The 25,779-nt window shown below is 33.8% G+C and carries 29 protein-coding genes and 1 riboswitch; of the genes, 14 read left to right on the forward strand and 15 right to left on the reverse strand.

Annotation, left to right across the window (positions count from 1 at the left end; genetic code table 11):
• Positions 1-6: 6 nt before the first annotated feature.
• From PGH12_RS17315 to PGH12_RS17345, 7 genes are all read right to left on the reverse strand, one after another.
• Entirely contained in the window at positions 7-810 is an 804-nt protein-coding gene (locus PGH12_RS17315) for a hypothetical protein (protein WP_267598726.1), read from the reverse strand.
• A 31-nt stretch (positions 811-841) separates the two neighbouring features.
• Positions 842-1,057 (reverse strand): hypothetical protein, encoded by a 216-nt coding sequence (locus PGH12_RS17320; RefSeq protein WP_267598727.1) that lies wholly within the window; start codon positions 1,055-1,057, stop codon positions 842-844.
• A gap of 51 nt (positions 1,058-1,108) precedes the next feature.
• Complete coding sequence (locus PGH12_RS17325; RefSeq protein ID WP_267598728.1) at positions 1,109-1,564, reverse strand: protease complex subunit PrcB family protein; 456 nt, start codon at positions 1,562-1,564, stop codon at positions 1,109-1,111.
• 112 nt (positions 1,565-1,676) lie between these two features.
• Positions 1,677-2,111 carry a PaaI family thioesterase gene (locus PGH12_RS17330; protein ID WP_267598729.1) on the reverse strand — a complete coding sequence of 145 codons (435 nt, stop codon included), beginning with the start codon at positions 2,109-2,111 and terminating at the stop codon, positions 1,677-1,679.
• A gap of 64 nt (positions 2,112-2,175) precedes the next feature.
• Positions 2,176-2,766 (reverse strand): 1-acyl-sn-glycerol-3-phosphate acyltransferase, encoded by a 591-nt coding sequence (locus PGH12_RS17335; protein ID WP_267598730.1) that lies wholly within the window; start codon positions 2,764-2,766, stop codon positions 2,176-2,178.
• Positions 2,767-3,064: 298 nt separating this feature from the next.
• The gene (locus tag PGH12_RS17340) at positions 3,065-4,783 is read right to left on the reverse strand and encodes a PspC domain-containing protein (RefSeq protein ID WP_267598731.1); all 1,719 of its coding nucleotides are present in this window, start codon (positions 4,781-4,783) and stop codon (positions 3,065-3,067) included.
• An 11-nt stretch (positions 4,784-4,794) separates the two neighbouring features.
• Positions 4,795-5,124, reverse strand: coding sequence for a PadR family transcriptional regulator (locus PGH12_RS17345; RefSeq protein ID WP_267598732.1), 330 nt, complete (start codon positions 5,122-5,124; stop codon positions 4,795-4,797).
• A 247-nt stretch (positions 5,125-5,371) separates the two neighbouring features.
• Between PGH12_RS17345 and PGH12_RS17350 the strand changes: the two genes are divergently transcribed.
• Both PGH12_RS17350 and PGH12_RS17355 read left to right on the forward strand, forming a co-directional pair.
• Positions 5,372-5,962: an HD domain-containing protein gene (locus PGH12_RS17350; RefSeq protein WP_267598733.1), complete on the forward strand. Its 591-nt coding sequence runs from the start codon at positions 5,372-5,374 to the stop codon at positions 5,960-5,962.
• Between the two features lie 68 nt (positions 5,963-6,030).
• Positions 6,031-6,258, forward strand: coding sequence for a hypothetical protein (locus tag PGH12_RS17355; protein WP_267598734.1), 228 nt, complete (start codon positions 6,031-6,033; stop codon positions 6,256-6,258).
• A gap of 67 nt (positions 6,259-6,325) precedes the next feature.
• Here the strand turns inward: PGH12_RS17355 and PGH12_RS17360 are convergent, their stop codons facing one another.
• The 3 genes from PGH12_RS17360 to PGH12_RS17370 form a co-directional block, all read right to left on the reverse strand.
• Entirely contained in the window at positions 6,326-6,709 is a 384-nt protein-coding gene (locus tag PGH12_RS17360; RefSeq protein WP_267598735.1) for an acyl-CoA thioesterase, read from the reverse strand.
• Positions 6,710-6,819: 110 nt separating this feature from the next.
• Positions 6,820-6,999: riboswitch (cobalamin riboswitch) on the reverse strand.
• 43 nt (positions 7,000-7,042) lie between these two features.
• Complete coding sequence (locus tag PGH12_RS17365; RefSeq protein ID WP_267598736.1) at positions 7,043-7,840, reverse strand: hypothetical protein; 798 nt, start codon at positions 7,838-7,840, stop codon at positions 7,043-7,045.
• A gap of 33 nt (positions 7,841-7,873) precedes the next feature.
• Positions 7,874-8,536, reverse strand: a complete 663-nt coding sequence (locus tag PGH12_RS17370; protein ID WP_267598737.1) for an ATP-binding cassette domain-containing protein — start codon at positions 8,534-8,536, stop codon at positions 7,874-7,876.
• A gap of 386 nt (positions 8,537-8,922) precedes the next feature.
• Between PGH12_RS17370 and PGH12_RS17375 the strand changes: the two genes are divergently transcribed.
• A complete protein-coding gene (locus PGH12_RS17375) occupies positions 8,923-10,008 on the forward strand; it encodes a GEVED domain-containing protein (protein ID WP_267598738.1) in 1,086 nt (361 codons plus the stop codon).
• Positions 10,009-10,045: 37 nt separating this feature from the next.
• Here the strand turns inward: PGH12_RS17375 and PGH12_RS17380 are convergent, their stop codons facing one another.
• A complete protein-coding gene (locus PGH12_RS17380) occupies positions 10,046-12,193 on the reverse strand; it encodes an endonuclease MutS2 (RefSeq protein ID WP_267598739.1) in 2,148 nt (715 codons plus the stop codon).
• 217 nt (positions 12,194-12,410) lie between these two features.
• Here PGH12_RS17380 and PGH12_RS17385 point away from each other — a divergent pair, with 217 nt between their 5' ends.
• The 3 genes from PGH12_RS17385 to PGH12_RS17395 are packed head-to-tail and all read left to right on the forward strand — an operon-like array spanning position 12,411 to position 13,916.
• Positions 12,411-12,920: a GNAT family N-acetyltransferase gene (locus tag PGH12_RS17385; protein ID WP_267598740.1), complete on the forward strand. Its 510-nt coding sequence runs from the start codon at positions 12,411-12,413 to the stop codon at positions 12,918-12,920.
• A gap of 28 nt (positions 12,921-12,948) precedes the next feature.
• A complete protein-coding gene (locus tag PGH12_RS17390; RefSeq protein ID WP_267598741.1) occupies positions 12,949-13,251 on the forward strand; it encodes a hypothetical protein in 303 nt (100 codons plus the stop codon).
• A 23-nt stretch (positions 13,252-13,274) separates the two neighbouring features.
• Positions 13,275-13,916: a uracil-DNA glycosylase gene (locus PGH12_RS17395; protein WP_267598742.1), complete on the forward strand. Its 642-nt coding sequence runs from the start codon at positions 13,275-13,277 to the stop codon at positions 13,914-13,916.
• Here PGH12_RS17395 and PGH12_RS17400 read toward each other — a convergent pair.
• The 3 genes from PGH12_RS17400 to PGH12_RS17410 form a co-directional block, all read right to left on the reverse strand.
• Positions 13,903-14,385 (reverse strand): hypothetical protein, encoded by a 483-nt coding sequence (locus PGH12_RS17400; RefSeq protein WP_267598743.1) that lies wholly within the window; start codon positions 14,383-14,385, stop codon positions 13,903-13,905. The two genes, PGH12_RS17395 and PGH12_RS17400, sit on opposite strands and share 14 nt — an antisense overlap.
• A 6-nt stretch (positions 14,386-14,391) precedes the next feature.
• On the reverse strand, positions 14,392-14,883 hold the full coding sequence (locus tag PGH12_RS17405; protein ID WP_267598744.1) for a DUF456 domain-containing protein: 492 nt from the start codon (positions 14,881-14,883) through the stop codon (positions 14,392-14,394).
• A 70-nt stretch (positions 14,884-14,953) separates the two neighbouring features.
• Entirely contained in the window at positions 14,954-16,129 is a 1,176-nt protein-coding gene (locus PGH12_RS17410; protein WP_267598745.1) for a hypothetical protein, read from the reverse strand.
• Between the two features lie 163 nt (positions 16,130-16,292).
• Here PGH12_RS17410 and PGH12_RS17415 point away from each other — a divergent pair, with 163 nt between their 5' ends.
• From PGH12_RS17415 to PGH12_RS17445, 7 genes are all read left to right on the forward strand, one after another.
• Positions 16,293-17,555, forward strand: a complete 1,263-nt coding sequence (locus PGH12_RS17415; protein ID WP_267598746.1) for a mechanosensitive ion channel family protein — start codon at positions 16,293-16,295, stop codon at positions 17,553-17,555.
• 116 nt (positions 17,556-17,671) lie between these two features.
• Positions 17,672-18,391: a pyridoxine 5'-phosphate synthase gene (locus PGH12_RS17420; RefSeq protein WP_267598747.1), complete on the forward strand. Its 720-nt coding sequence runs from the start codon at positions 17,672-17,674 to the stop codon at positions 18,389-18,391.
• Positions 18,392-18,423: 32 nt separating this feature from the next.
• Positions 18,424-18,924: a hypothetical protein gene (locus tag PGH12_RS17425; RefSeq protein WP_267598748.1), complete on the forward strand. Its 501-nt coding sequence runs from the start codon at positions 18,424-18,426 to the stop codon at positions 18,922-18,924.
• Between the two features lie 206 nt (positions 18,925-19,130).
• Positions 19,131-19,919 (forward strand): alpha/beta fold hydrolase, encoded by a 789-nt coding sequence (locus PGH12_RS17430; protein ID WP_267598749.1) that lies wholly within the window; start codon positions 19,131-19,133, stop codon positions 19,917-19,919.
• Between the two features lie 181 nt (positions 19,920-20,100).
• Positions 20,101-21,117, forward strand: a complete 1,017-nt coding sequence (locus PGH12_RS17435) for an NAD-dependent epimerase/dehydratase family protein (RefSeq protein ID WP_267598750.1) — start codon at positions 20,101-20,103, stop codon at positions 21,115-21,117.
• A complete protein-coding gene (locus tag PGH12_RS17440) occupies positions 21,117-22,877 on the forward strand; it encodes an AMP-dependent synthetase/ligase (RefSeq protein ID WP_267598751.1) in 1,761 nt (586 codons plus the stop codon). Before PGH12_RS17435 ends, PGH12_RS17440 begins: the two co-directional genes overlap by 1 nt.
• Positions 22,878-22,920: 43 nt before the next feature.
• A complete protein-coding gene (locus tag PGH12_RS17445; protein ID WP_267598752.1) occupies positions 22,921-23,979 on the forward strand; it encodes a diphosphomevalonate decarboxylase in 1,059 nt (352 codons plus the stop codon).
• Between the two features lie 150 nt (positions 23,980-24,129).
• On the opposite strand, the gene PGH12_RS17450 is transcribed toward PGH12_RS17445, so the two are convergent.
• Positions 24,130-25,212, reverse strand: coding sequence for an endonuclease/exonuclease/phosphatase family protein (locus PGH12_RS17450; RefSeq protein WP_267598753.1), 1,083 nt, complete (start codon positions 25,210-25,212; stop codon positions 24,130-24,132).
• Positions 25,213-25,337: 125 nt separating this feature from the next.
• On the opposite strand from PGH12_RS17450, the gene PGH12_RS17455 reads away from it, so the two are divergent.
• Positions 25,338-25,778, forward strand: coding sequence for a nuclear transport factor 2 family protein (locus tag PGH12_RS17455; protein WP_267598754.1), 441 nt, complete (start codon positions 25,338-25,340; stop codon positions 25,776-25,778).
• The last annotated feature ends 1 nt before the right edge of the window (position 25,779 follow it).

Below are 25,779 nucleotides of genomic sequence, written 5' to 3' on the forward strand. Positions count from 1 at the left end.
TACTACTTAGTTTTGAACTACAAATATGTCGTTGAAACATCCTTTTGTTGTGTCTGTTATAGTCATTGTATCTACATTGTTGATGAAAAATTTCACAACACTATTTTTCGTTCTTGTCATGTAAATATTTTGATCTTTTACTAAAAGACGTCCGATTCTATTAAATCCTGTAGGATCATTTATTTGTATGAGATTATTATTTTTGTAATAGAAATCATCACCAACGTAATATTTGTCATTTTCATTCCAGTATTCATAATTAATTGGTGTAGATGTTATAAGTGCAGGAATGTTAAGGGTTGTATTAGTAAGAATATTCTTGTAAATTCGTATGTAACTTGAAGTATATGGGGGATTTGTATAATGTTTTTCAAGCAAAAACATTTCCGAAGAATTTTTAAAATAGCCTTCTGGCATGGCAGAACTATTAGTAGTTGAAGAAAATACAATTCCATTTTTATAATGCATAAGATCCCAAGTCAAATTGCTGTAATTGAAATTTTTACGTGTTGCAATATAAATATCATTATTAAATAATTCAAATCCGCCGATTGATTCATCACTAACATTACTAACAACTGTTTTCAATCCGTTTTTCCAGTAGCATATTTGATATTGATCTAAACTTGAGGTCGGATTTGGATTTTTTATCGTTCCTGCAAAATAAATATCTCCATTCTTAACGATCATTTTTGTTAAAAGAAGTAGGTTGTCTTGTGCATTTGTATTATTTGCAGCTACATTGAGGTATTGGGCAACATTATATTTTACTCCGTTTTTCCAAAAATACCAAGCACGAATTTGATCCATATTTTCAATGTTTACAGCCAATACGTAGACGTCATTTATCCACTTCAATCTGAACTCCATTAAGGTTATCACCGCCGGGCAAAATGGTTTTCTGATTATTTTTCCAAAAGCACACTTGTAGATTTTCTGTTCCACCAACATATACATCGTAAGAATTGACTTTTTTCTCAAGCAATCCGTAATCCTCACTTCTACAAGAAAACACTAAAGTCAATATCAATAAAAAAGGTAAAATTAAATTTTTCATGGTAGTTATTTTATTATAGGATGCAGAAAAGTCAAAAGGTTGCAAATAAATTTATTGAAATATAATCGGTTTTGTGCTTTTAGGAATTTTCACAATATGATAGGGTTGCGTTACAACTGCCGTCACGTTTCCTGTTAACAGTTTTTCAACATCAACGATGATGTTTTGAGGATTTTCGTCAACAGCAATAATGTCGATAGAATGTCCGCCATTGGGAAAAACCTGATCAAAGGTTGCAATAATCATAAACTGATTAAAATCTACATTAGTTTCTGTGAAACCACCTGAAATATTATTGGAAGCATCTAAGTTATTAAGAAGAGTGTTCCATTGTGCAGAGGTTGTGATGACGGTATTTTGCTGCGGAATATTATTTCCAACCAAATCACCTTTCCCGATTAGCTGTACAGTTACAGGAGTTTTGCTTTCAGTATTCTCTTCTTGATCCCTACACGAATTTAAAATAAAGAAAACCGAACAAAATAATAGAAGTAGATAATTTTTCATAATTGATCATTTTTTGGTTACAATTATAAGATGCAGAAAATTCAAAAGGTTGCAGCAAGTATATAAAAAAAGACTCAAAATTTTTGAGCCTTCTATATTTTAATTTTAAATATCACTTTTTAATAATATTATTCGTCATCGTTGTATGACTGATTAACTGGTCTTTTTCGTCCCGAATTTCAATTTCAGAAACGTGCATTGTTTTTCCTTTTCTGATGAATCTTGCTACTGCCGTAACGATTCCGTCTTTTTTGCTTCTTAAATGATTCGAATTTATATTTGTTCCTACACCGAAATATTTGCTTCCGTCAATGAACATATTCGAAAGGCTAGAACCCATAGTTTCGGCTAATACACAAGTTGCTCCGCCATGCATAATCCCGAAAGGCTGATGAATTTTCGGCGTAACAGGCATTGTTGCGGTAAGAGTTTCGTTTTCGAGATCGATGTCGATGAATTGTATGTCAAGAGTTTTTGCAAAGGTTTCTTCACCCCAATTATTAATAAATTCTAAGATCTCTTTTTTTGTTTTGCCTTCTGTATACATGTTTTAAATAACTAATGAGTAATTGCTAACGGTAATCTTCCTTCTAACTTCTAACTTCTAACTTCTAACTTCTAACTTCATCTCCTATAATATTCGGATTCCAGTTGGATGGAATTTTAGGACCGATATCGTATTTGATATAATAATTTTGAATTTCTTCCATGATTTCCAGGAAAGATGCCGAAGCTATTCTTTCATACGGAATTGTATAGCCGAGGTAAACAATATTTCTCTTGAAATCTCCCGCTGCCAAAACAATCGGAACCTTCGCTGCCAAAGCCATGTGATAAAAACCCTTCCGCCATTTCGGAACCCAGCTTCTGGTTCCTTCAGGAGTAATTACAAGACTAAAATCATCTTTCTTAAATTCATTGGCTACGAAATTAATCAGATCATTTTTCTGGCTTCTGTCGATGCCGATTCCTCCCAGTCCACGAACTACCGAACCGTACCAAGCTTTAGTGTGAGCATCTTTAATGATGATTTTCAAAGGTTTTCCGAGAGTCCAATAGGCAAGATTTCCCAAAAGATATTCCATATTGTGCGTGTGTGGTGCTACCACCAGAATACAACGATTGAGACTGTTGGCATCGCCTTGTAAAACGACTTTCCAACCCAGAATTTTTAGCATCAGTTTGCCAATCAGCTTTTTCATTAATTTAATTTTAAAAACAAAAAAGTATAACCAGATAGTGGTTATACTTTACAAATATATTGAAATATTATGTCTCTTAAAATAATCCGCTGATTAAATCTGCGATTTTTACTGCGATCTCTAAAACTACTTGTACCATGATTTGATGTTTTTGTGTTGGTTAAATTTTTTACGAATATAAGACTATTTTAGTATATAAACCACTAATTAATGAAGAATTTTTAGTTTTTATTGAGAGTAGAAGGGTGTGGGTTTCAAACATTTGCTATTCATCCACACCTTCATTCACTCTCTCAGGTTAATTATTTGGTTTAATCGAAAATTCTTTTTTACCGTCTTTTATCTTGATGTCTACATCCTTCATTTTATCGATATTCATCTTCATGGTATCCATGATTTTTTCAGCTTCATTTTTTTGATATTTCTTTCCATTAATGATCACGCTGTCTTTATCATTATCGCTGTATTCGATGGTAGCACCGTTGATTGAGATTTTATTTTTTTCAATTTGAATATTACCGGTTTCATCATCATTGTCTTCTTCGTCATTGTCGTTGATACCGTTTCCGTCTGTGTCACCGTCAAAATTGATTCCGTCTTTCTTTAAAGGGATAACGACTGCGTTTTGCGGAATTACCAATTCATAATCAATGCTGTAATCTCTGAAACGGTGATCATAAGGATATTTAATATAGTTCGGAAGAATTACTTTATTTCCAACGATTTCTACAGGAATACTTGCGTTAAGCGGAATATTATAACCTTTAGCTTCTTTTTTAATGATTAAATATGGTGTTTTAATATCAGCTTTTCTCGTTACATCTACATGAACCCAGTCTTTTTCGTAAACAGATATTTTATCAGAATAGATATCGTCATCATATCCTTTAAAGTTTTGAGGTATCGTAATTTGCTTAATATCAACATAAATACTATCTGAAGTTGTAGGAATGGCAATCTCTTCTGTATCCTCTTTATGACCTTTTAAAAACATATCTTTTTTAGCCATGCTGATTCCGAAATAAGTGGAAACTGCGATTAATGCAAGAATCAATGCTCCGATTACCCAACCTGTATTTCTCAGTTTTGTTTTTGGTGAAATTAATTTCATGCTCAATAACCCAAATAACAATGCCGGAATCAGACTTCCTAAAACGATCATTACCATAATGATGTATTTCATTCCATCATTATCAAAATAAAAATCCATTTGATTGATTGGAGGAAAGCTGTCGTTGCCCATGAAGCCAAAGACTACAAAAACACCAATCAGACATCCAAATGACATTAATGCAAAAATTCCTCCTAGAAAATAACGGATTACGTTCCAGATTCCGCTTCCTGCATTATTGATATAAGGTTTGTTTTCGATGTAGATTTCTCCGACTCTCTGCGTAGATTCATTAGCAAACTGTACAAGTTTGTTAGATTCGTTTTTAAGATTGTCGAAGTTCATAGGCTTTCCCTTCATTTTCAAAAAATCTGCTGCCGTTTCTGCTTTTGGTAAAACAACCCAAAGTATAATGTACAGAAGACCGATCAAAGACGAAGAAATTGCTGCCGTAAAAATCCCCAGAACGAAAATCCCTAACCAGATTGCTCTCATTGCCGTGATATCCATCCCAACGTAATGAGCCAAACCTGCACAAACACCGGCAATTTTTTGTCTTTCAGGATCACGGAACAATTGTCTTTTGTCTGTGTACGTTGTTCCTGAGCTTTCTCTTTTTGTATTTTTTTCAGAATAATAAGCTTCTTCCTGCTCTTCGATCTTTTCAGGAGAACCGATTTGAGCAATTACTCTTTCTACGTCTGTATCGTTGATTACTTCTCGTTTTCCTAAAGTATCTCTGAAGATTTCAACCATTCTTATTTCTATATCGTGCATTACCTCGTCTGCTTCAGAAGCCTCTAGTGAGCTTCTAAGAGCGTTAAGATAATCGCTGAGCTTTATATATGCGTGTTCTTCTATAGTAAAAGAAAAACCTGCGAGTCCTATTGAGAGTGTCTTGTTCATAGCTTTTGTTTTTAAATATTTTGAGTGATTTGGTTTACAGAATTTGTCAGTTCTTTCCAGGTATTTTGCAGTTCAGCTAGAAAAGTTTTGCCTTTTTCTGTTATCTGATAGTATTTTCTTGGCGGCCCTCCGGTAGATTCTTCCCATCTGTAAGAGAGAAATTCTCCGTTTTTCAATCGGGTTAAAAGAGGATAGAGGGTTCCTTCCACTACATCCAGTTTTCCTTTTTTCAGTTCATCAATTAAATCAGAAACATACATTTCGCGATTATTGATGAGGCTTAAAATACAGAATTCCAGAATCCCTTTTCGCATTTGCGCTTTGGTATTTTCAGTATTCATCTTTATTAAGTTTGTTAATTAGTTATATAAAATCAGATTTCGTTTCTAGCTAGTTAAACCTTCTCCGATTCTACATTACAAAGATATGTAATTAAAATGGTAATATGCAATACAAAGTAGTGAAATTATTTTTAAATTTACATTAAAGTATTGAATATCAGTGATAAATATTTTTATTTCTATTTATCACTATCAATTCATTTTCTTACAAAGCAGTTAGATTCCTTACTTTTTCTTATTTTTGAAGATGAAAATTAAAAAGGAAATTGATTTTATTATCGCAATCGATGCTTTAAAAAATGTCCAGAGAAGAAATTATAACGCCGACGATTCCCGAAGAGAAAATACTGCCGAACATTCTTGGCAGATCATTATATTGGCGCAGATTCTCTTTCCTTACGCAAAAAACAGAGCAGACATCGATTTGTTGCGAGTAATCAGAATGCTTTCAATTCATGATTTGGTTGAAATTGAAGCAGGTGATACCTTTATTTTTGATGAAGCAGCAATGGTGGGCAAGTTCGAAAGAGAAAAAATATCAGCTCAGAATATATTTGGAATTATAGATGAGCCAATTCGTTCAGAATTTTTCAATCTCTGGTTAGAATTTGAAGAAGAGCAAACTCCTGATGCAATATTTGCCTGTGCAATTGATAGAATAATGCCTTTCATTCTCAATTCTCATACATCAGGAAAAAGCTGGACGGAAGCTGCGGTAACCGAAATACAGGTAAGAAACATGCTCGAAAATGCGATAAGCAGAGCTTCTGACGAGATGGGAGAGGCTTTCCAATTTTTAATGATTAAAAATCTTGAAACGGAGAAGGTTTTGAAATAATTTTTTTAAAATTTTAAAATACTTCTGAAAACTTTGGTGTGCTGATTGTTGTATTTCCTAAAAAAGGTATGCAGACAAAAGATTACAGCAGAGAAGATCTACAATATCATCAAAGTGAAAATAACTACACGCTTTCGATACCGAAAAAGTTTTTGAGTGTAAAAGATCTTAAGGTCTTAAAAAAAAATCATGACGGCAGTTTTTCGGATGCTGATGTAACGGTACGTGACGAAGAACATAATATTTTGATTATAACGACGATCCCGATAGATATTCGGCTTGAAATTTTAGATTAAATCTGAAATTTTCGTTAAGGTGGAAAAAAGGTTTCGGCGGGCAAAGCCCGCCGAAACCTACCTGAATTTATAGTATTTGAATTGGTTTCTTAGATTCGTCAATCGCTACAAAAGTAAAATCACCCACTATTGCTTTTTCCCTTTCGTAAGAATACATTTGCTCGGTGTAGATTTCTACATTCACCTTCATACTTGTTTTTCCTACATGAGAAACTTTCCCGATCAGTTCTACAATCGTTCCTGCCGGAATTGGTTTTTTAAAATCGATTTTATCGCTGCTTACGGTTACCACTCGTTTCCTTGCAAAACGTGTTGCGGTGATAAAAGCAACTTCATCCATCAACTGCATCGCTGTGCCGCCGAAAAGTGTGTCATAATGATTGGTTGTATTGGGGAAAACCGCTTTAAAAATTCGCGTTTCGGAGTTTGTAATTCTTTCTTCTGTAGTCATATTTCATTTTTAAATTAATGCGAAAATGAAAAGATTGAAACAAACAGAAACAGCAGGAACATGAAATTCCTGAATACCATAAGATCAACAAACTTCAGATCGCGAAAGTTTTTGTCTAAAGAAAAATGGCAGGTCTCCTGACTTGTAACATCTTTATTTCCTTCCCATACACCTTGCACAGTGGTTTTTAATAAAGACTCAGTTACTTTACAGTTGCGCGACAGCTCGTGATTTTCACACGATTCCCTTTTCATCTGCGGTTAAGCAGAACCAATTTTCGGGAAAGCTAAATTTTAACTTTTCCGTGGGCAAAAATAATGATAAATAGATGAATTATTCAGGATTTTTAAAAATAATCTGACTGATTACTTTTCCTTCCTTGATAGTCCAGAGCGTCGTGTATCTGTTCGCTCCCGAACCGTTGATCATATAAAGAAAAATATGATCGTCGTCGATAGAAGTCACTCCGATGTTTTCGAAATCCATCGTAGGTTGAAACATATTCTTAATGGCTTCTCTCACAAAAACAGAACCTCTTCCTGGTTGTTGTACTCTGATCGATTTGATCTCGGTCATTCCTACAGGCAATTCCTTATCAATTCCCCATGGTTTTACTTTGTCGATCGAGGTGATATTTCCATCAGTATCTTTTACCTGCTTGCGGAACCCGGCATTTGAAGGGTAAATATCAATAACGACTTTACTTCTCTGCGCTGTCGGAATTTTTGGGTTGTTGTTATCGGTGAAAATGATAGATTTTCCGTTTTTAGATTTTGACGGTGTAAATTGTGGAAGCTGATCAATAAAAGCGATACGGTCTTTATTCACCATTCCTTCTTTCATCAGGCTGTCGTATCTTACAAAAGGTTTTTCGGTTTCTTCTTTTTCCGGATATTTGATCCAGATCCAGTCGGTTTCTCCCGGAGCAGGCTTTACATAAACAAAGACATCACCTTTTTTCATTCGGATTTTGTCAACGATTTTTCGGTAGTCTTCTTTGTGAACACGCACCATTGCATAACCTTCGGTTGCTTTTACAACTCCGAAAGGCACTTTATTCTGTGCAAAAAGCAGCGAAAAAGAAAAAATACTGAATACCGATAAATAAATCGCTTTGTTGATGAAAGTCATTTGGAAAGAATATTTATACCTCAAAGATATAAATTAAATATTTTTCGGAAGATAATTAAACCTTTGCAATTCTGTTAAATCTTTTATTGGTTTTAAATAAGCATCGGAAAGCAGATAAATACGATCTGAAATATCCAAAACGTCCTGATATTGATGATCAGAGATGATAAAACCTTTATTTTCTGATTGTTTTTTAATCATATTCTTTATGCTGGAAACTATTTTTGGCGAAAGGCTGTGAAATGGTTCATCCAATAAAATAAATTCGGCTTTTGAAAAAATGATCAGTAAAACTTCTAAAATTCTTAATTCGCCACTGGAAATGTTTCTTGGAATTTCATTTATAAAAGGCTGAAGTAATTCTGACTGAAAAAGTTTTGCAGAATCTGCCTTATCACAAAATAAGCTTATGAGTTTTTTAATTCGAATATTTTGAGGAAGAAAAGAGGACTGTGGTAAATAAGAAATCCTGTTTTTACGGTCAAATTGACTCCTAACGATAACGTCATTCACTTTCACATATTGACCGTCACCTTTCATGGTTCCAAAAATAATTTGGAATAGCGTCGATTTCCCGGAACCGTTTCTACCAAGAATTCCTATGATTTCTCCTGTTTTGCAACCTAAATAAATATCCTCCAAAACTTTCTTTTCACCAAAAGATTTTGTAACGCTGTCTACATGAAGTGTACTCATAAAAATAGAGTGATAAATTTTATCATTAAACCAATAGACAAGGTGAAAATCCATAAAAACACCCTTGAAAACCCAAAATTGGCGTAGAAAAAATATTCATTTTTAAATCTCAATTCGTAAATAAAATAATGCATTAAAGGTAAAAGCAATATAAAACACAAACCGAAAATTTCAAAACTCATTCCAGCCATGAATGTCATCAACAAAGAAAATAAAACTGCGGGAATCAGCAGTTTTCTGTAAAAGATCCATAAAATTTTAAGATCGGTTAGCATTTTTAAAAATAAGAGTATTATTTACCATTTGTATTGGATTATTTATACCAAATTTAGTGAATAATTTGATAATTTACATTAATTTAGACAGATAACTAAAAATCAGAAAATATGGCAAAAAAACTACTTTTTTTATTACTTGTCTTATCAGGAATTTCAATTTACCAAAGTAAACATTTAGATAAGAACTTATTAGAAACACCTTTCACTGTTCCTGCAATTGTTGTAGTTTCTAATATTACTGCAACTTCTGCTACAATAACTTGCAGTTCTATACCAAGCTCAAATTATCTGTTTGAGTACAGACCTTCCGGTGTAGGAGCTGCCTGGAATTCTGCTCAAACCAATGTTCCGATACTCACAATAAACTCTTTACAATCTTGTACAAAATATGATGTGAGAATAAGAGATTTGAGCAATCCATCGGATGTTTCTGTAATTGTGGTGTTTACGACATTGTCGGTTGATAATTGCGTATCTTCGTCTACAGATTCGGGTTTAATGCATATTTCAAATGTGACCGTTACACCACCGCCTCTGTTCGGGGTTTTGCCGATGGTAAGCAATTCCGGAACATCAAATTACACAGACTATCGTTCTGATCCTACCAGAAAAGTAAATTTGGTCTATGGTTCTACAAATAATGTGTTTTCCATGACAAAAAGCGGACCGGTCAATCCGTCTGCTGCGTATGTAAATGTTTGGATAGATTACAATGCAAACGGAATTTTCGAAAGTGCTGAACTGACTGTGAGTGCTACATCCAATACCAACAATACGATCGCCAGTTCTTTTAATGTTCCAACTTCTGCAGCAATCGGTAGTGTCATCAATTGTGCAGTGACAATGAGGGTTATCTTCTCAAATACTTATGTATCAAACGGATGCGGGAATTTTGGGTATGGTGAGGTAGAAGATTATGGCGTTTATTTATCTACAACTCCAAATCTTGCTGTTAATGAGATTGAAAAAAACAAAGAAATCAATATCTGCCCAAATCCTGTTTCGGATATTATAAATATCTCAGGAATATCTTCAGAAACAGACTTTGAAATTTACAATGCAGCCGGACAAAAAGTGAGTTCAGGCAAAATTTCGGATGGAAAAGTAAATGTTCATCAGCTTTTGAAAGGAATTTATTTTATTAATATCAATAATAAAGAAAAAACAAATCGATTGAAATTTATTAAAAAATAAAACAAGAAGAGAGTGCTTATAAACACTCTCTTTTTATTTAAATTCTTTCCAATTCATCGGCACTAATCACCGTTTTGAAACTCCCGTAATTGACGGTCACCTTATTTTTAGAAATTGTTTCAATTGTTCCTACGCTTGTGCTTCCGGTAATTCTTACACGCTGCCCGATTTTCATCCACACCGCGCGATCGGTTTTACGTTTTTCCTCTATTTTTTCGTTGGTTTCGGAGATTTTTTCAATAACATCTTCTTTTTTAAGCTGCTGAGTGATTTTTCTCTTAACAATCTGCATTCGCTTACTTTCATCTTTATCGGCTCCGATTTTCCTGAATTTTTCCTGCTCAAGAATCTTTACAAAATCTTTCACAACATCTTTTCTGGATTTTCCTTTTACATAACTGTCGATAAAACCTTCAATCTTTGTCCCGAACTGAAGTTTTCTGTGCTCTTCTTCATACAGTTTCTGAAAGTTGAAAAGCTTTTGCTGAAGCTGTTCGTTAAGTTTCTGAAGATTGTCTCTTTTGTCTTCCACGGAGCCTTTTCTTTCGGCAAGATCGGTTTTCAGTTTTTCAACTTCGTATTTTTCCTGCTGAAGTTTGACGATGGTTTTATCTAAATTAACAATATCATGCTCCACTTTTTTCTTCGCAGAATGAATGATAAATCGTGGGATTTTATTTTTCTCAGCAACTTCAAACGTGAATGAACTTCCGGCTTGCCCGACTTCTAATTTATACATCGGTTCCAAAGTTTCTTCATCAAAAAGCATTGCAGCATTAATCGCGTTCGGAAGTTGTTCTACAACCAGTTTGATATTGGTGTAATGCGTTGTAATGATCGCAAAACTCTTTTTATCATAGAAAAACTCAAGGAAACTTTCGGCTAAAGCTCCGCCCAATTCCGGATCTGAACCCGTTCCAAATTCATCGATCAATAAAAGCGTATCAGGATTAGATTCACGAATGATTCCACCCATTTTCTTTAATCTTGATGAATAGGTCGAAAGATGGTTTTCAATAGACTGATTATCACCAATATCGGTCATGATTTTATCAAAGAAAAACATTTCGGATTTTGGATGTGCAGGAATTAGAATTCCGCTCTGAATCATCAATTGAAGCAATCCGACAGTTTTTAAAGTGATCGATTTTCCACCTGCATTCGGTCCGGAAATACAGATAATTCTGTTGTGTTCTGTTAAACTTAATGTCTGCGGGAAAATCGTTTTATTTTCTGCTTTATTTCTCAACCAAAGTAATGGATGAAAGGCTTCTCTTAGCTTTAAAGTTTTGTGACGGTTGATTTTAGGCAAGATACCATTCACCAATTCCCCGAATTTCGCTTTAGCTCTTGTTAAATCTAAATCAAAAATATAAATCTGATATCTCCAAAGCTGTGGCTGGAAAACCGCCAGTTCTGCCGTAAGCTGTCTCAGAATTTTATCGATTTCTTTCTTCTCTTCTTCCTGATCTTCACGAAGTTTAAAGTAATGCTTCACAACGCTGTCCGGCTGAATAAAAGTAATCGAACCTGTTTTTGAAAGTCCTAACACTCTTCCCGGAACTCGTTTTTTATACGCAGATTTTACCGCTAAAACTCTTTGATCTTCTATAATACTTTCACGAATGTCATCCAGAAAATCACTCTGACTGTAATTGAATAAAACTCTGTTGAAATTTTCCTGAATCGCTTTTTTTGACACCTGAATTTCAGCTCTCAATGTTTTCAGAATCGGGGAAGCTTCACTTTTTACTTCTCCAAAACGGTTGAATACTTTATCAACTTTATCGATGATTTCTTTTTTATATTCCAAAGCAGAAGCATCATTCATCAGATTTGGAAAAGTATCGGGCATGGTCGGGAAAAACTTCTGAAGCTTTCCTATTTGTTCGGTAAGCGTTTTTATTTTGATGAAAGCGACGTTTTCAAGACGGTAATTCTCGATGAGCATCAGTTTCAGTTCGCTCTCAATATCTTCATATTCATCAAACGGGATCGCATTTGAACTTTCAAAACTCGACAGATATTCTGAAGTTTTTTTCAGTGAAAGTTCAGCCTCATCAATTTTCATCGGACGAAGCTCAAGGATTTTTTCTTTCGTTTTCGGAGAATATGCAAAAGGAGCAATTTCCGCGAGCAATTGCGGAAACTCTAATTCGTTTAAATCTTCTTTATTTATATACACAGTGCAAAGATAATTAATTTGAAAATGAGTTAATTTATTTTAAACCATTAAGATTTTATTAAGGAGTTAAGAATATGAAGTAAAGATTCGAATATAACGTTTGGCTTAAAAAAAATCTATAGATTTTACTTAATTAATCTTAACTTCTTAACTCACCTTAATGGTTTATTTTAAAAATTAATTTAATTTAAGATATGTTTTTTATTACATTTGAAATATGAGAATAGAAACTGATCGTTTGATTTTAAAGGAAATTGATGAAAGTCACGTTGAAGATATTTTAAAAATCCGAAGCAATGAAGTTGTCAATCAATTTGTGAAAAGAATTCCACCAAAAAATAATTATGATGCACTGGATTTTATTTTAACGATCAAAAAAAGAAATAAGAATAATGAATCTTTGAATTGGGGAATCTCTTATAAAAACCAACAAAACCTTATCGGAACGATCTGTCTCTGGAAATTTTCTGAAAACAGAAGCGAAGCGGAAGTTGGTTACGAACTATTGCCCGATCATCACAGAAAAGGAATCATGTCAGAAGCTTTGACTGCCGTTTTCAATTTTGGTTTTAATGAATTAAATTTGCTGGAAATTTTAGCTTTCACCAATAAGTTCAATGAAAACTCAAAAGGACTTCTACTGAAAAACGATTTTGTTTTGCAGGATGGAAGGACTGATGATGGTTTTCCTGAAAATTTGGTTTTTAGTTTGAAAAGAAATATTTGATTTAAAAAAACAAAATTATTGTTTGAAAATGGCAAAGATCATTATTAATCGCTCATCGGAATACTCAAATAACTTACGATCCATAGGAATTTATTTGGATGATATAAAGATTGGTGAACTTTTAGATGGCGAATCCAAAGAGTTTGAAATAGAAGAAGGGAAGCATAAAATTAGAGCTAAAATTGACTGGTGTCGATCCAATTTTGTTGATTTAAATGTAAAATCAGATGAAACTTACCGATTTAATCTAAGTGGCAGAAATCCGTTTTTGGCATTATTTTATATCACATTTGGAAAAGACAACTATCTGGAACTAAAATCTATAAATTAATATTATCAAATCATCAAAAAAATATGACCTGGACCGAAATCTTAGCCCCAATAAAAAGCACACCTTACTTCACCAATCTCTGGGAAAAAGTCAAGCAGGAATACGCAACCACAAAAGTTTTTCCACCAAAAAACCAGATTTTCAGAGCGTTAGAAATTACACCTTTTGATGATATTGAGGTTGTGATTATTGGTCAAGATCCTTATCATAATGATTTTCAGGCAAATGGTTTGTGTTTTTCGGTTTCCGAACAGGTAACTGCTCCGCCGTCTCTTAAAAATATTTTCATTGAGCTAAAAGATGATTTGGGAGTTGAAAGAACTTCAAAAGAATTAGACGATTGGGGAAAACAGGGAGTTTTACTGCTGAACGCAACTTTGACTGTTCGTGCTCACACTCCAAATTCTCACAAAGATCTGGGCTGGGAAACGTTTACCAATTATATTATTAAAGAAATTTCAGATAAAAGAGAAAATGTAGTTTTCGTGTTATGGGGCGCTTTTGCACAAAAAAAAGCCGAACTCATAGATCCGGCTAAACATTTTATTTTAAAATCGAAGCATCCTTCACCATTTTCTGTTTACCGAGGGTTTTTCGGAAGCAAACCTTTCTCAAAGATTAATGAATATTTGGTTTCAAAAGGTAAAAAGCCTATTTCGTGGTAGAATCTTTTCCGCCTTTCGTTATCACCATTCCTATTCTATATTTTCCGGCAAGAGCTTTTGCTCCTTCTCCAGAAGCTGGAGCGGGATTTACTTCAATTAAAGAAATCGTGTATCCGTTAAAAAAAGTTGATTTCTGATAATTTCTTCCTGCATTTTCTGTGGTCGCTAACGGAATTGTAATAGGTCTTGTAGTTGTACCCATAAATTCTATATTGGCAACGGCTGCACCTTCCCAAACACAGGTGACACCTTCAGGACAACGGCTGTCTTCAGAAATATTTTTGAAAGTAACATTCATCTGATATTCCGGGAGAAATTTATTTTCTCCTTCAGCAAAATAAATAATTTTTCCTTCCACATTTTTATTGCTTTTTGAAATCACTTTGTCAGAATTTTTTGTTTCTTTCTGGGAATTGCAGTTCATTAAAAACATGAAAGCAAAGCCTGATATGATAATTTTATAAAACATATTTTTTTAAATTACATTAACGATATCCAAAACTACAACAAATAACATTGCCAATCCTACTACAAGGCTAAAACCTGTACCGTAAATAAATCCTATAAAAGCTCCTTTCGTCGACTGCAAGGCCTTTTTCATGTCTTTGCTGTCATGAAGAAGTTCACCAATAAAAACTCCTGCAAACATTCCTACTAAAAATCCCAGCGGAATGGGAAGGAAAATCCCAACAATAGTTCCGATAATTGATCCTATGCTTCCCCATCGCGTTCCTCCGTACTTCCGATTGGTTTTTGCAGGTATTACATAATTTAAAACTACTGAAGCCAGCGTAAGAAAAACAAATGCCCAGATGTAAATTACAGACATATCAGAATCTGTTCCGTATTTGTAGATTAAAAGTCCCCCAAGACTTAAAACGAGTCCGGGCAAAACTGGTAAAAAAGTTCCGAGCACTCCTAAAACGAGTAAAATAACTGCGATAATCGAGATAATTGTATGATCCATAATTTAGTTTTAATAAAAAAGTGACTCCGAAAAGTCACTTTTGGTAAGTATCAATTTTCAAGCCGATTTGCTAAAGATTAACAATCACATACTGTAAAATAACTCCGGCATTACCGATGTTTCCTGTGGCGTGATTATGAAAAGTAGTGTAGTAAATATAACCACTTCCTGACGCACCTGAACATGGACCAACGGTTGCTCCGAGTGCTACTAAATAAGGAACCGCAACTGTAGGAACTGAAATGCTGATCTGAATATTCCCCGGAAGTGTAATACAAACAGTTGTGAAAGTTGTGTTGGGAGCGTTCCCGATCGGTGTATTAGGAATTCCTGTCGCTGTAAACAGATTGGTTCTCAACATTAATGCTTCATTGGTCATGGCATCTTTCACTAAAACTTCCCAATACGCAGGATCATAAGTGATAATTTTTTGCCACGCTCCCAAGTCATAATTAATATTTAATGTATTAAATCCAAGCGCAGCAGTCAAACCGGCATTATTTACACTTGCTGCAAGAAGACCTGTTGAGCCAATATTTTTTGAACATAATTTTGAGTCAGGAACAAATCCTCCTGAAAGAGAACAATTGTTGGTATTGTCGGTTCCGCCAACAAGATATGAAACATCCCAATCTGAAGCATAAATACTTCCACCATTAGCAACGAAAATTGCCAAATTGGTATCAATTAAAGGATAAAGCGATTGGTTTGCTGCGTAATTTCGGGAACCGCAGTTTAGAAATACAATATCGTACTGAGCGAGTGTATTGATGTTTGCCAGATCAACATTCGTAATTTCGGTTGCAGTATATCCAAGGTTTGCTATGATGTCTTCAATTTTATCATACGATCCTTTTACGTAAGCAATTTTTGCAACCTGATTTAGTTTTGTCTGATTTGCCGTTAAATTTACAGTTTCATTATCTTTTACCACAGCCGAAATTTCTGTACGGAAATTGCTTCCGTTTCCGGTCTGTATGTACACTGTTTTTGCGCCAACGGGAGCTTCCAAAACAAAATTACCTTCGGAATCTGACAATGTATGATAGATTTTATACTTTTCGTCAAATGTAAAAACTGAGGCTCCACCTATCGGTTTACTTCCGTTTTGCGACATAACTTTTCCTGATAATTTTCCGGTTTTCATTACACTTTCCGTGATTTCTACAGGAGTTTCTGACTCAGAGCGACAGCCTCCTAAAGATAGCAGAATGATGAAAATGAAAAAAAGATTGAATTTTCTCATGATCGTAGTTTTATGGTTAAGACTACTAAATTAATGAATTTATTATTAATTTTACTTTTATTTTTAATAAAATTTATCAATTTTGTAATAATTTAAACAAAATGTTATTGAAAATTGTTATGGTAAAGGTTTTGCTGATTCTAATTTTATTAAATTTGCTATAATGAAAGACGAGTTAAAAGATACAAAAGACTTTTTGCAGAACATAAGTGATCAGATCCATTATTTTGTAAAAGATAATGTTTACAGCGATCTTGTTCTGACCGTTCAGATTTTATTGAAATTTATTTTTCTGGCGGGGCTTATTTATACAATAGATTTTATTTTAAAGTTAGTAGTGAATTTGGTATTCAGGAGATTTTTTGATAAAGAAAAGTATCCTGTTTTCAAATCAATTTACCAATCAAGAATTACCAATTCTATAGCTCATTTATCTGCTTTATCTTTTGCGGGATCAGCACTTTTTTCCATATTTTACAGACATCCGAAAAGCTTTACATTTCTTGAAGTAATTGTGAATCTTGCAATAATTTTTGTAATAGCAGGAATGCTATTCAGGGTACTGAATACTTTCAGAAATTACTTTGTCATCAAACAGGATTTTTATAAAATAATGGCTCTCAATGCAATTTCCGAATCGGTTAAAATTTTCGGAATTTTCATTCTGACTGTGATTGGGATTTGTACTGTCTTTGGTATAAAAGGCGGAACAATTCTGGGAAGTTTAGGAGCCATTACAGCGGTTTTGGTATTGGTTTTCAGAGATACGATTTTGGGATTTGTTACAGGTCTTCACGTAGCAACTTCGCGAAGTCTGAAAGTTGGCGACTGGATCGGAATTCCAAAATATAATATTGAAGGAAATATTCTGGAAATAAATTTGCTGACTACCAAAATTACCAATTTTGATAAAACAATTTCATCAATTCCCACTTACGATTTGTTGACTACAGAGATCAAAAATCTTCAGGTGATGTCGGAATCTAATACAAGAAGAATTAAAAAATCAATTTTCTTTAATATCAATTCATTTAAATTTTTAAATAACGAAGATATAGAACGCTTGAGAGAGATTAATCTCATCTCAGATTATCTGAACGAAAAAACTTCAGAAATTACTTTAGAAAAAGAAAATATACAGCACAAAGACAAGACAATCAACGGAAGACAGCTCACCAACGTTGGTGTTTTCAGATACTACACACAAAAATATCTTGAAAATGATCCTGAAATCGACAAAGAAAGTCCGATCATGGTTCGCCAGCTGGAGATTACAACGCAAGGTCTTCCTATGGAGGTTTATTGTTTTGCAAACGATTCGAAATGGGAAAAATTTGAGCAGATTCAGGCAGATATTTTCGATCACCTGTTGGTCGCTTCAAAAGAGTTTGATCTTCAAATCATGCAAATCAGTTTGCCGAAATGATGATTATTTTCAATCGTAACAGTAAATGTGAATTTTAATAAAATTAAATTTTAAAAAGTGATAAATTTGAGAAGTTACAATCATCGGGCTTCCAAAATTTATCATCCAACAAAATAATGACAAAACTAAGCGTAAATATCAATAAAATTGCAACCATCAGAAACGCAAGAGGCGGGGAAACACCCAGTGTAACAGAAGCTGCAATCAAAATTCAGGAATTCGGAGCGCACGGAATCACCATACATCCGAGACCTGATGAAAGACACATTACCAGAAAAGACGTTTATGACCTGAAGCCTCTGGTGACGACAGAATTTAATATTGAAGGAAATCCACACAGAGATTTTATCGATATGGTTTTGGAAGTGAAACCCGAACAGGTAACTTTGGTTCCGGATGCTGATGACGCAATCACTTCAAATGCAGGTTGGGACACCAAAAAACACTTCGATTTTTTAAAGGAAATCATTGCTGAATTTAAAAATGCAGGAATCAGAACTTCTGTCTTTCTAGATCCGACTCCCGAATTGGTAGAATATGCTTTCAAAACAGGTGCAGATCGAATAGAATTATACACAGAGTCTTTTGCAAAAAATTATCCTATTAATAAGGAACAGGCAATTAAACCATACTACGATACGGCTGTTATTGCCAACGAATTTGGTTTGGGAATCAATGCAGGTCACGATTTAAGCTTAGAAAATTTAAAATATTTTGCGGATAATATTCCAAATCTTTTGGAAGTTTCCATTGGTCATGCTTTAATTTCTGAAGCTTTATATATGGGAATGGAAAACACAGTTCAGGCATATTTGAAGAGATTGGCAGTTTGGTAATCATAACTTATTATAAACAAATTGTTTACGTAATGAAACATACGATTTTAATGCTTTTTTCGTTCTTAATACTTTTCTCATGTGAAAAAAGTGAGAAAATAGCACCACGAATTGAGAATTCGAAAATTAAAGAATTTCAAATTTGGAAAACGCTTGAAATCAAAACACGTTATCAAACTCTTACGATTTTTAATTCTGCTGATTCTGCCGATTATGAGAATGTCACTTATGATGATGGAATTTATGATATTCCACCAAAATATGACAATAAGAAAGTAGAAAATAGAAAAATTTATTTTAGTGAAACCGAAAAGGATAGTTTGGCTAAATTTATTTACTCATCTGTTACAACGCCGAAATTTACTAACAAATTCGTTACGGATTATGTTGGAAACGTAAAATTAAAATTCAGTAAAATAAACATGAGTTTAGTCTGCGAATATCAATCAGTTGGAAACTGGAATGAAGTATCTGAAAATACAAAAAAGATTTATGATATTATTCAAAGTAAGGCTCAATTTTCAACACAATAATATCATATTCAAATTTTAAAAAAAATGGGTATAAGATTTATACGATTGTCCGTAATTTATTATCATTGAAAATACTTTGTATTTCCTCTTTAAGTTAACGCCTTTGTATAACTTAAAAACGTTCGAAATCTTTAATCCTTTGTTTGGCTTTGCGTTAAGTCAGGAATTATCAAAAATTACGGATATATAATTAAATTCATTTATTAATGGAAATTTTACATTCAAAAATATTCGGCGAAAATTTATCGTCAACACCACTTTTAGTATTTCATGGTTTATTTGGTATGCTAGATAATTGGGGAAGTTTCGGGAAAGAACTGGGCGAGTTTTTGCCGGTTCATTTAATTGATTTAAGAAATCATGGAAGAAGTTTTCACTCGGAAAATATGTCACATGACGATCTGGCGAATGATATTGCTAATTACATGACTCATTACGGGATCGATAAAGCGCACGTTTTGGGACATTCTTTAGGCGGAAAAGCCGTGATGCAGTTTGCATTGAGTTTTCCCGAAAAAGTCGAAAAACTGATCGTTGTGGATATTGGTCCAAAAGCATATCCTCCACATCATCAGGGAATTATAAAAGCTCTTGAAACGGTTGATTTTGAGACCGTAAAATCACGAAATGAAGTTGAATCAATTCTCAGTCAATATATTCCTGAAAAATCGACCATTCAGTTTTTAGCTAAAAATTTGTATTGGGAAGAAATTGGTGATGCTAAAAAACTCAATTGGAGATTTAATTTGAAAACACTTTCTGAAAAATACAATCAATATGTTTCTAACGCGATTAAATTCGGAGTTTTTGAAGGCGAAACTTTATTTATTGCAGGAGAAAAATCAAATTATATTTTACCACAAGATGCATTTGCGATCAAACAGCAATTTCCCAAAGCTCAGATTATAACCGTCAAAAATGCTGCACATTGGGTTCAGGCAGATAATCCAGTGGAATTCAGCGAAGTGGTAAGAAATTTTTTAGATTTAAATTAAATTTAATAAATAGGATCAAAATCTTTGAGATCTTAGCTGAGTGGAACGCCTTTGCGAGCTTAAAAACAGTTAGTAGTTAAAAAAATCTTAGCGAACTTTGCGTTTTAAATAAAAAATAACCACATAAAATTTGCAAATTTGCAGGAATTTGTAATTCACTAATCAAGCAGGAAATAAATTAATGGTTTTTGTAACAGGAGCAACAGGAATTTTAGGCAGAATCATTGTTTTGGAACTTTTGAAAAAAGGTAAAACGGTTCGTGCTGCGAAAAGACCTGCGAGCAATATTGATGAAGTAAAACATTCTTACCAGTTTTACACAGAAAATCCGGATGATTTATTTAACAAAATTGAGTGGGTAAATGTCGATTTTGACGATATTCATTCTTTACAAAGTGCTTTAACTGGCGTAACTGAAGTTTATCATTGTGCTGCAAAAGTAAGTTTTCATCCCAAAGATGAAAAAGAGATGTATCACACCAATATTAATGGCACAGAAAATCTCTTGTTTGCTTGTGAAAATTCGAGCGTTCAAAAGTTTCTTCATGTAAGCTCGATTGCTGTTTTAGATGGTTTTAATGAAAAAGGTGAACTGGATGAAGAATCTGATTTTAATCCAAAAATTGAACATTCGGATTATGCAATTTCAAAACATCTCTCTGAGATGGAAGTTTGGAGGGCATCTGCAGAAGGTTTAAATACCATTATTATCAATCCCGGAATGATCATCGGAACTGGAAATTGGCAACAGAGCAGTGGAGAATTATTTTCGACTTTTGAAAAAAACAGTTTTACATTTTCCGGAGCATCAAATTATGTTGATGTGCGCGATGTTGCGAAAATTTCTATCGATTTAATGGAGAAAAATAAATTCGGAGAACGATTTATTCTAATTTCTGAAAGTAAAAAATATTCTGAAATCGGCAATCAGATCAGAAGAAAATTAGGTTTAAATGATGCAAAAATTCTCTCTCAATCGATATTAAATTTCGGAAGATTGCTTAATTTTTTTCTTGGATGGTTGATTCCACAATTGAAAATGGCAACCAGAACCAATATCGAAGCGGTGACATCGTCAAGCGTTATCTCAAATAAAAAAGTGAAAAATACTTTAGATTATCAATTTATTCCCGTTGAGGAAAGCGTTGATTTCCATCTCAATAATTATATTAACGACAAAAAGCTGAAACAATTATAATGAATCTGGCAGAGGCAATTATCAGTAAAAATGCAGAAAAGCATTCTTTCAAATCAGCAGTCGGTTTCAAGAAGAAAGAAGGCTGGAAAGAATTGAGTTGGAAAAAATTCAGCGAAATTATTTATAAAACTGCAAACGCACTAAAAAATAATGGTGTCGAAGAAAATGACAAAGTCGCCATCTATGCAGACAATTCTGCCGAATGGATGATTTTTGATTTGGCAGCAATGTCAATTGGAGCGATTACAGTTCCCATATATTCTACCAATAATGCTGAACAGGCAGAATACATCATCAACGATTCTCAGGCGAAAATTATTTTAGTCGGAAATCAGGCGCAATATGATGCCTGTTTTGAAATTGTGCAGAAAGAAAACAGTCTTCAAACTATAATTGTTTCTAAAAAAGCAGTTTGGGTAAAAAAAGAAAACACTTTTTATTTAGAAGATTTTATAGCTAAAACTTCCTCGAAATTTGAGATTATTAAAAAAGAATTTGACGATCTAGCAACAATTATTTATACTTCCGGAACAACCGGGACGCCAAAAGGTGTGATGCTTACCCATGGAAATTTCATTAAATCTTTTGATGCTCATTTTGAATATTTTAAGTTTAAAAATTTCGAGAACGAACTTTCTTTAGCTTTTTTACCTCTGACGCACGTCTTCGAAAGATGCTGGAGTTTGCTTTGCCTTTATGGTGGCGCAAGAGTTTATTTTCTTGAAGATCCAAAAGATATTGCGGCCACTTTGGAAGAGGTGAAACCAACGATGATGTGCGCTGTTCCGAGGTTTTTCCAAAAAGTGTATGCAGGAGTTTTAGAAAAAGCAAAAGAAGGTTCATCATTCAAGAAAAAAATCTTTGATTGGGCTTTAGAAATAGGAAAACAAACCGCCGAATTGAGAAGGATTGAACGATCAGTTCCTTTCGGATTGATGATAAAACATTCTGTTGCAAATGCTTTAGTTTTCAGTAAAGTGAAACAGAAAATGGGCGGAAGACTTTGGTTTATGCCTTGTGGTGGAGCATCTGTTTCGCCCGAGGTGACACAATTGTTTGAGGCAATGGGACTTCATATCACCGTCGGTTATGGTTTGACGGAAACTACAGCGACCTTAACTGCCTTTCCTTTTACTCATTTTGAGCATGGAAGTTGCGGGAAACCTTTGCCTGGAGTAGAGCTTCGCATAGGAGAAAATGACGAAATTCTGGCAAAAGGAAATGGAATTATGAGAGGTTACTATAATAAACCTGAAGAAACCGAAAAAGTTTTCACGAAAGATGGATGGTTTAAAACCGGCGATGCAGGAAAAATTGACGAAAACGGAAACCTTTTTATCACAGATCGTATAAAAGATTTATTAAAAACTTCGAACGGGAAATATATTGCTCCACAACAAATTGAAAATCTTTTAACGAACAACAATTTCATTCAGCAGATCGTTTTGATTGCGGAAGGACGGCAGTTTGTTTCAGCCCTGATCGTTCCGAATTTTGAATTTTTAAAAGATTATTTAAAGAAAAACAATATCGCTTTTAGCAATTGGGAAGAAATTGTACAGAAAAAAGAAATTGTCGATTTTTATAAAGATAAAATTAAAGAATTACAGCACGAACTTTCAGATTTTGAAAAGGTAAAAAAGTTTACTTTAATGCCTTCTGAGTTTGAAATAAGCAGCGGAGAAATTACGCCGACATTGAAAGTAAAAAGAGCAGTAGTTCTGAAGAAATATGCCGATTTAATTGAAAAAATGTATTAATATTTCGTGGTTAGTATAATCAACTTTTAGTGAATTAAAAACTATGACAACACAAGACTTCTTAGGAAAAGAAACTTTTAATATACAATCTATAACAGTTTCAGAAAGCTGTCCTTCAAATATTGCCTTAATAAAATATTGGGGAAAATATAAAGATCAGATTCCGGCAAATCCGAGTATCAGTTATACTTTAAACAATTGTAAAACCAATACTACGATAGAATTTTTGGCAAACGAAATATTTTCTGTACAAACTTTTCTTTCTGGTAATGAGGAAGTTAAATTTGCTGAGAAAATAGAGAAATATTTCAGAAGTATCGAGCAATATCTTCCCTGGATCTTAAAGGGAAAATACGTGATCAATACAGAAAATACATTTCCTCACAGTTCAGGAATTGCAAGTTCGGCCTCTGGTTTCGGAGCGATTGCAAAATGTTTAATGAAATTGGATGAAACGTTTTCAGGAAAAAGTGCGGAAGAAGAATCTTTAAGAAAAGCCTCTTTTTTAGCCAGACTGGGAAGTGGAAGCGCTTGTAGAAGTCTTTACAACGGGTTGGTTGTCTGGGGAGATTCTGATGAAGTTAAAGGTAGTTCAGACCTTTTTGCAGTTAAATATTCTGACGATGAAATTCATTCAGTTTTTAAAGATTTTAACGATTGGGTTTTACTGATTCATGAAGGCGTAAAAAGCGTTTCATCAACAGTGGGGCATGGTTTGATGAATACCAATCCTTATGCGGAAAGAAGATTTCAGGAAGCGAGAGAAAATTTTGTCCCGATGAAAGAAATTCTGAAGAATGGCGACATGAATGCTTTCATTAAATTAGTTGAACACGAGGCTTTAACGCTTCACGCAATGATGATGATGAGTGATCCTGCTTTTATTTTGATGAAAACCGGAACTCTTGAAGTCATCAATAAAATATGGGATTTTAGAAGAGAAACTGAGTTGCCCCTATTCTTTACTTTGGACGCAGGAGCCAATGTTCATTTACTTTTTCCAAATGACGGTTCGGAAGAGAAAATTAAAACTTTCATTGAAAGCGAATTACTGCAACACACTCAGAAAAATGGTGTAGTGAAAGATGTGATGAAGTTTTAAGAAAGAACTTACCTATAATGAAAGCGGACTTTGGTTCGCTTTTTTTGATTATGCTTAAGCTTTATCCAAAACTATAAAACCACCCCGTCAAAAATTCTTTGAATTTTCGCCACCCCTCCAAAGGAGGGGAATTGATATTACTTAAAAATATCAATCCTCTGTCACTACTGCATCTCGTTCGCCGTCTTCTTTTTTTCCTTCTTCAATTATTTCTTCGGCTTCGGTTATCTCTTCAGAATCAGCTTCTTCCACTCGTTCTTCCTGATCGTCATTATGATGATCGATAAAAAATTCACAATAAACCGGAAGGTGGTCTGAGCCAAAGCTTTCCAGTGTTTTTAAATCTTTAATGAAAATATCTTCACTGTGAAACATCAGATCAATCGGAAATCTCAGCAAACGTGATTTTGCGTGAAAAGTCGATACGAAGGCATGTCCCACTCGGGGATCAATCAGATGACTTGTTTTTCTGAACAGAATTGAGGATTTTGACCATGCTACATTGTTGAAATCGCCAACCACAATTACTGGTTTTTTGATGTCTTTTACACGCTTGGCCACGCTCAACAAATCGCCGTCTCTTTCTTTTGAAGTTTCTTCCTCGGTTGGACTTGGCGGCGGCGGATGAACCCCAAAAAAAACAAATTCAAAACCGTCATCAGTCTTTAAGTGTGCTTCAATACTCGGAATATCGTCTGCAACAAAAAAATGGGTTTTAGATTCTTCAATTTTCATTTTAGAATAAAAGTGCATTCCGTACGTATTTTCAAGTGTCACTTTATGTTGGTATGGATAATCTTTTTCTAAAACCTGCAAAGCTTTTTCCCAGTCGCCGTTGCTTTCCATGGTCAAAAAGATTTCAGGTTTGTTTTTTTGGATCAGAGCGATGAATTTATTGAAATCAGTGTTAAACTGATATACATTTGCTGAAATGAAATGATATTTTTGTGATGAATTTTCGGTTTGCGGATGCTTTTTAACTTTATAAAGTGGAGTATACTTAATTAATGCAATTCCGTGAAAGATAATCATAGCCAACAATAAGCCCTGCAAATACCAGAAATATTCGGTTTTTTCAACGATAAAACCCAGAATTAAAGTAATGATAGTAAAATAAGTAATCTGAATTTTACCAAAATCGGGAAAGCGAAAAATCCAATGCGGGCTTGGAATTTTTGGTAATATGGTTAAAATCAATAATAAAGCAGTCAGAACAAGGTAAGTTTCCCACATATTTCTTAAAATAAACGAATAAAAATACGTTATTTTGAGGTAATTTCGTATCAGTTTTATTTAATATTTGTTCATAAAGTGGACTTGAATCATAATTTTTAATTTTATAAGCTTAAATATCAATCATGAAGATATTATTTGCATTTTTACTGTTTGTAAGTAGCCAAATTTTTTGTCAAAAAGCGGAATATGTTGTCATACGAGAAACTGTAGAAAAGCTTTTCACAGGAATGAAGAACGCAGATACAGTCATGATAAAGTCTGTGTTTGCTGAGAATGCTATTTTGCAGACGATTACAAAAAACAATACTGTAAAAACGGAAAATGTACAAGATTTTGTAAATTCAATTTCTCAATTTTCGGCCAACGATGCAAATGAAAAAATTACATTTGAAGCGATTCATCTTGATGGAAATTTGGCAAGCGTTTTCACACCTTATGAATTTTATTACAAAGGAAAATTTTCGCATTGCGGAGCCAATAGTTTTCAGTTGGTCAAACAAAACGATACATGGAAAATTCAATATTTAATTGACACAAGAAGAAAAGAAAATTGCCAAAAATAAA

This window comes from Chryseobacterium sp. CY350, assembly GCF_027945075.1.
Classification (GTDB): Bacteria; Bacteroidota; Bacteroidia; order Flavobacteriales; family Weeksellaceae; genus Chryseobacterium.